Here is a 5,428-nt window from a genome sequence, read left to right as displayed (position 1 = left end):
GCGCGCTGACGGCCAGGCAATACCGGTAGAGCTCGGTCAGCTCGGGGTCTGGACGAAACAGGTGGGTGCGGCGCAGCGTGCGGCGCGTGACCATCACGGTCATTCCAGGGACGATGTAGCGTGGTTGCGTCATGCTTCGCACACCGCACCAAGCATGCCGGACACCACCGCAGCTCATTTCGCACACTTACGCTACCCGTTGTGGCGAAAGTGCCGGCGCACGCCGGCGGACGCCAACCCGGGTCGGGTCGGCGGCTTCCTCCAGGCGTCCCGCCTCCGGCAGCCGCCAACCCCGGGCGGGTTGGCAGAAAACCGACGAGCTGTTCCGGCGCGAACAGAAAACTCGGAAGCGAATGCAGCAGGACCTTGCGTGGCTAGCAAGCTGGCCCCGACGTGTCGCACGAAACCATGCGCGCGCGGTGAGGTAGACCGTTCGTGACGCGTGACATCCTCGTCCGCGAGCTGCTCGTGGTGCACGACGTATCGATCACCACCCTTGCGGCGAGGCCAGTAGCCCGGTGGAAGCGTTGATGTGGATCTTCGCCGGATTTACGTCGCACAGCTCGTGGAGCTCGTGGCCAGAGCACCGCCGTCGACACGCCACTCTTCGTCTCGCGAAACGGAACCCGCCTCTCGAGCCGGCGCGCCCGCGCTATCCGTTGCGCCTGCCAGGCGCACAAACGCCAACACCCGCCTGGAAGGGCGCGTGTTCGCTAGAGGTGGTTGCGGGGACCCTCAACCGCGACCGTATATTGGCGGCGGTCGAGGTCCCGATGGAGGTGCGGTTGGTGGCGTAAGCGGCCCTCCTCAGGCTGTGCTATTCTGGGAAGGCCTGGCAGTGGCGCCCTAGATCGGTTGCATCCCGACACCCTAGCGGGTGTGAAACATGGACCGGCCACCCTTTCACCGTCCCCGGCGTGCTGGGCGGGGACAGAAAAGGTGACCAACATGTTGAAACTCGTCGAACCGATCTGCGCACCATTCACGTCGTTGGGGGAGACCGCCCGAGTCACAGGCGTAGCTCGCTCTACCGTCCGTCGGTGGGTGACTTCGGGGAAACTCGGAGGGACATTTTGGGGCCGGCCGGTGGTGGATAGACCCAGACGACGTTGCTGAGGGCATCCGGAGAGAGCAAATCGACCCTAGATTCGATGACGTAATTCTTTCCGCTGGCGGGACGACTCCACTGCTCGCCTGGCTCAACTATCGCAGGACCGACATCCAACCCTAGCCAGATTCTATCCCGCGCGACGCGTACCGGAGCGTGAGCGCTCTCCTTGGCGGAGAGCCCTCACCACGGATCACACATGATTACTGACCAGGTCCACCTTATCGGCGACAATGCAGCCGCACGAAGGAGGTAGTAGGCGGCCATGGTTGGTGGCAAAGAGCGTATCTGGTCAGGAAGCGGGAACGCTGTGGTGCTCCTAAGCGGTGGCCTCGACTCGGCCGCCTGCCTGCATCTCCTGCGATCGCAGGGGACGAACACCCTCGCGCTCCATATCAGCCATGGCCAGCCGAGCGAAGAGTTTGAGGCTGCAGCGGCGCGCAGAGTGGCTGACCATTATGGGGTCTCGCTTGATACCCTCGCCGTCGCCGGAGGCAGCGGGTTTGAAGCAGGTGAAATCAGTGGCCGTAACGCGTTCTTCGCACTGGCGGCGCTAATGTACCGACCGTTCGAGGCGGGCGTCATCGCTATAGGAATTCACGGCGGCACACCATACAAGGATTGCTCCTCAACATTCGTTGAAGGGGCTCAGCGGATGTTTGACTTGTACACGGACGGTCGTGTCCGCTTGGCGGCTCCATTTCTGGAATGGTCGAAGGCGCAGGTGCTCGACTACTGTCGGACTGCCGAAGTGCCGGTTGACGCCACCTACAGCTGCGAGCACGGCACCAACCCCGTCTGCGGCAACTGCCTGAGCTGCAAGGATCGACAGGTCATGGCGTCGTGAGCTCTCTCGAGAACGCTCTGTCCAAGCTGGTGCGATCACGGTCGGTACGCCACCCCCTCGGGGGATCTCTGCACATGCCTCTGCTCGTCCCCTCCTTCTCAAGCAAAGGCTTCCCTACTAAGAAATCAGGCGCCTCCGTGATCGCGGAGATCTTTGAGGGCGCGGCGGAGAGCATTACCGCGTCATATCTGGTCAGCGGATACGACATACACCATGAGCTGCTCCCGTCAGCTGCAGCTTTGCCCGCTCCCGATGTGATCTTCCTGGACAGCGGCGGCTACGAGCTTCGCATAGAGCACGATCTCTCTGCTGACCGCCACGTGCCGCACTCACCTCTTGAATGGAACCGGGACACATACGACAGACTCCTCGAAAGCTGGCCGGAGCACGTTTCGGCAGCAATGGTGAGCTACGACGAGCCTGAGCTTCGGGTCCACTTGGACGCCCAGCTGGAGTCCGCCCGGGAGAGCCTGCTCCCTCGAAAGCACCTTCGAGTGTTTCTCTTGAAGCCGGAGACGACGACATCGGAGTTCTTGACGGGCGTTCTCTCAACGGTCCGTGCCGATCCCTCTCCGTTGTCTGACTTCAACATCATCGGCCTGACGGAGGAGGAGCTAGGCTCATCTCTACTTGACCGCATGGAGAACATTGCCCTGCTGAGGCTGGATTGCGATGCCGCTGGCGTCGACGTGCCAATACATATTTTTGGCGCCCTCGATGCCCTTACGACGCTTCTCTACTTCGTCTCCGGCGCAGATGTTTTCGACGGGCTTAGCTGGCTGCGATACGGATTCACAAACGGCACGGCCATTAGCCGGCGGAACTACGCGGCACTCGTTGGCACCCCAGACACATCTGATCAAAACGCTTATGCGCGCATGGTCAAAGAGAACATCTTCTACCTAGAGAGGATGAGATTGGCGATGAGCAAATTCGCAATCGACTTTGATTTCTCACGACTCGGTCCGAGTTCCACTATCGTTCGCGAAGCATTCGACGCCCTTCGCACACGGGCCAAGCTACGGAGGAGGTTGTAATGGGTAGCTCGGGCGAAGGGCATTGGGGAGGCAAACCCGGAACTCTGGCTGACAAAATTCGCCAGGCCGGGACAGACCTCGATTCTGCCGAGTACGAAGCCGCCGTCGCGTCCCTCCTGGGCGACGCGCTAAGCAACCTCAACGAACGCGATACGGAGGCTGTGGCATCTCACCTCGAGACGATCAAGAAGGCCCTTGAGAAGGACGTCGAGGGCACCCTAGACCTTCTATTTGGCGGTTCTGTCGCGAAGAACACGTATGCGGATGGCATCAGCGATGTGGATGCGATGGTCATCTTGGACGGCTCGGAATTGGCTGGGAAGAGTCCAGAGGAGGTGTGCCAGTACCTGCTGACGCGGATGCGCGAGCGCCTCCCTAATACAGTGGTTGAGCGAGACGGGTTCGCCATACGGATTGAGTACGCCGATGCGACGATCGAGCTGATTCCCGTTCTTCGCGAAGGGGGCAGTCTGAAGATCTCTAACGCTAGCTGCACCGGCTGGGCTTCGATATCTCCCGAACGGTTCTCCAGGAAGCTCACAGAAGTTAACCAAGCTTGCTCAGGCAAGGCTGTTCCCACAATCAAGGTGGTGAAGCAAATCTTCTCGTCTGTTCCGGAGAACCAACGCCCCTCGGGCTACCACATTGAGGCGCTCGCGGTGGACGCGTTTCAGGGCTACACCGGTCCTCGCACGACGAAAGCTATGGTCGAGCACTTCTTCACGGTTTCCGCCGAAGCAATAAAGGCGCCCATGACCGACACGACCGGACAGTCAGCGGCCGTCGATGACTACCTCGGTAAGCAGGGCAGCGTAGAACGCATGCTCGTAGCAAATGCGATGGCCAGAATCGCACGTCGAATTCGAGTGGCCGATGGTGCGCAGTCGGTCGACCATTGGAAGGAGCTGCTGGGCAGTGACTGACGTCGATACCAGTGGAGCGGTGCTACACCGGTATCTGCTTGCGAAGGCTGCGGTTATCGAAGCTGGCTTCGAAGACGAGGTCGCGTGGCAAGAGAATCTAGCTGGGAACGAGGTTACCGACTCGGATTTCATGCGAGAGGCCGCGTGGGTCGTGCTGTCGAGCGGAATGCGTGAGTCGGTTGTCCGAGCCAAGTTCCCGAAGATATCTAATGCCTTCTGGGGCTGGCGGTCACCCCGACGGATCACTGCGGATCGCGGCAAATGCCGTCGCACCGCTCTACGAGCCTTTAATCATCCAGCCAAGATCGACGCCATCCTCGACATCTGTGAGACCGTCGACCGACGAGGCGCAGCGGCCATCCTGACCGATGCGCGCGCCAAAGGTGTGCAAGAACTTTGCGCGCTTCCGCACATTGGTCCGGTGACCGTCTTTCACCTGGCCAGGAACCTCGGGTTCATGGTTTCGAAACCTGATCGGCACCTCCAACGTATCGCAGTCGCGCTAGCGGCTCCCTGCGTAGCCTCCTTATGTGGGACAGTGGCTGAGCAGTCTGGCGATCCTGTTTCGGTGGTAGATCTAGTTCTTTGGCGCTACGCGACGATACAGCACGACTATGTCCGGTTCTTCTCTCGCGCACGTGAGTCTTCAGCCGCCGCGAGTACCTCCGCGCTCTCGCTTTCGGACGCTTCCATCGGCTGAACCCGAGCGGTGACCGGCGGGCCCGCTGGCGCGGACTCGAAATCCGGCTCAAAGCGGCCCGCTTGAATGCGCTCCCGCGCTCGTTCGAAAGCCTCATTGTCCGTGCTCGGCAGGACAGCGTTTAGGTCGCTGTATCGAGTTGCCAGACTACCGATCTCCGCAATCAGTACATCGCGGGCGTATTGGGGGCCCGTAATGCACCGAAGTGCGCGTGCATCGTGCCGGAGCTGTGTCCACTGCCGTCCGGCGGCATCATGTCGGCCGGAAGCCTCCTGAACTCCGAACGCCGCGGCGACGCCTGATATCGCGTTTGCGACAACCGTAACCGCTCCGATCCAACCGGGCAGGCCGACTGCGACAAGTAAGCCGGCAACTCCGGCGACGGCAGAGCATCCGACCAACATCCACTTCGTAGTCTTGCTCTTGGCCGCGGCGACTTCGAAATGCGCCTGTGCGTTATAGAGCGCGTTCTCTTCGATCCGCCGGATTTCGTGCGCGATTTCGACAGGGAGGTCTGCATCTCCGCCTCTGGAGTCTGAGCTTGGGTTCATGGCCATTCTCCGTCGATCCTAGGTGTCCTCAAAAAAGCCATGGTCGACGCGGGCGATCTCCACCGTCTCGCCGCGTTCGACACCCACACCATGGTCGATCATCAGCGAGGCCAGCTGGTCCCCGTCGATGAGGACGATTCCCTCGCGACGGTCCGAGAACTGTCGAGCTCCACTGGCGAAGTAGCCCGTGGTGATGAACAGGCCTTTGGTCGCGTTGCGGTCGGTGAGTGCGCCGAAGAAGGCCTGGATGTCTTTGCGCTGG

At 61.0% G+C, this 5,428-nt stretch carries 6 protein-coding genes; 3 read left to right on the top strand and 3 right to left on the bottom strand.

Annotated features, from left to right (window positions below; translation table 11 throughout):
- Window positions 1–1,373: 1,373 nt before the first annotated feature.
- From MJD61_19230 to MJD61_19220, 3 genes are all read left to right on the top strand, one after another.
- A complete protein-coding gene (locus tag MJD61_19230) occupies window positions 1,374–1,955 on the top strand; it encodes a 7-cyano-7-deazaguanine synthase (protein MCG8557395.1) in 582 nt (193 codons plus the stop codon).
- A gap of 74 nt (window positions 1,956–2,029) precedes the next feature.
- Window positions 2,030–2,992, top strand: a complete 963-nt coding sequence (locus MJD61_19225; GenBank protein ID MCG8557394.1) for a hypothetical protein — start codon at window positions 2,030–2,032, stop codon at window positions 2,990–2,992.
- Window positions 2,992–3,915: a nucleotidyltransferase gene (locus MJD61_19220; protein ID MCG8557393.1), complete on the top strand. Its 924-nt coding sequence runs from the start codon at window positions 2,992–2,994 to the stop codon at window positions 3,913–3,915. Before MJD61_19225 ends, MJD61_19220 begins: the two co-directional genes overlap by 1 nt.
- Window positions 3,916–4,192: 277 nt before the next feature.
- On the opposite strand, the gene MJD61_19215 is transcribed toward MJD61_19220, so the two are convergent.
- The 3 genes from MJD61_19215 to MJD61_19205 form a co-directional block, all read right to left on the bottom strand.
- Window positions 4,193–4,402 carry a hypothetical protein gene (locus tag MJD61_19215; protein MCG8557392.1) on the bottom strand — a complete coding sequence of 70 codons (210 nt, stop codon included), beginning with the start codon at window positions 4,400–4,402 and terminating at the stop codon, window positions 4,193–4,195.
- A gap of 125 nt (window positions 4,403–4,527) precedes the next feature.
- Entirely contained in the window at window positions 4,528–5,166 is a 639-nt protein-coding gene (locus MJD61_19210; GenBank protein MCG8557391.1) for an SLATT domain-containing protein, read from the bottom strand.
- A gap of 18 nt (window positions 5,167–5,184) precedes the next feature.
- Window positions 5,185–5,428 (bottom strand): restriction endonuclease (locus tag MJD61_19205; protein MCG8557390.1); only part of this gene is annotated, 244 nt, incomplete at its 5' end.

The sequence above is a fragment of the Pseudomonadota bacterium genome, assembly GCA_022361155.1.
In the GTDB taxonomy this organism is placed as follows: Bacteria; Myxococcota_A; Polyangia; order Polyangiales; family JAKSBK01; genus JAKSBK01.
The sequence above is the reverse complement of the archived record's forward strand: the minus strand, read 5'-3'. Positions and strand labels throughout refer to the sequence as shown.

What these genes read in the sequence shown, in the direction of transcription:
- MJD61_19230 (MCG8557395.1), top strand. Translation starts at nt 1,374, where the DNA reads ATGGTTGGTGGCAAAGAGCGTATCTGGTCAGGAAGCGGGAACGCTGTG.
- MJD61_19210 (MCG8557391.1), bottom strand. Translation starts at nt 5,166, where the DNA reads ATGAACCCAAGCTCAGACTCCAGAGGCGGAGATGCAGACCTCCCTGTC.
- MJD61_19220 (MCG8557393.1), top strand. Translation starts at nt 2,992, where the DNA reads ATGGGTAGCTCGGGCGAAGGGCATTGGGGAGGCAAACCCGGAACTCTG.
- MJD61_19225 (MCG8557394.1), top strand. Translation starts at nt 2,030, where the DNA reads ATGCCTCTGCTCGTCCCCTCCTTCTCAAGCAAAGGCTTCCCTACTAAG.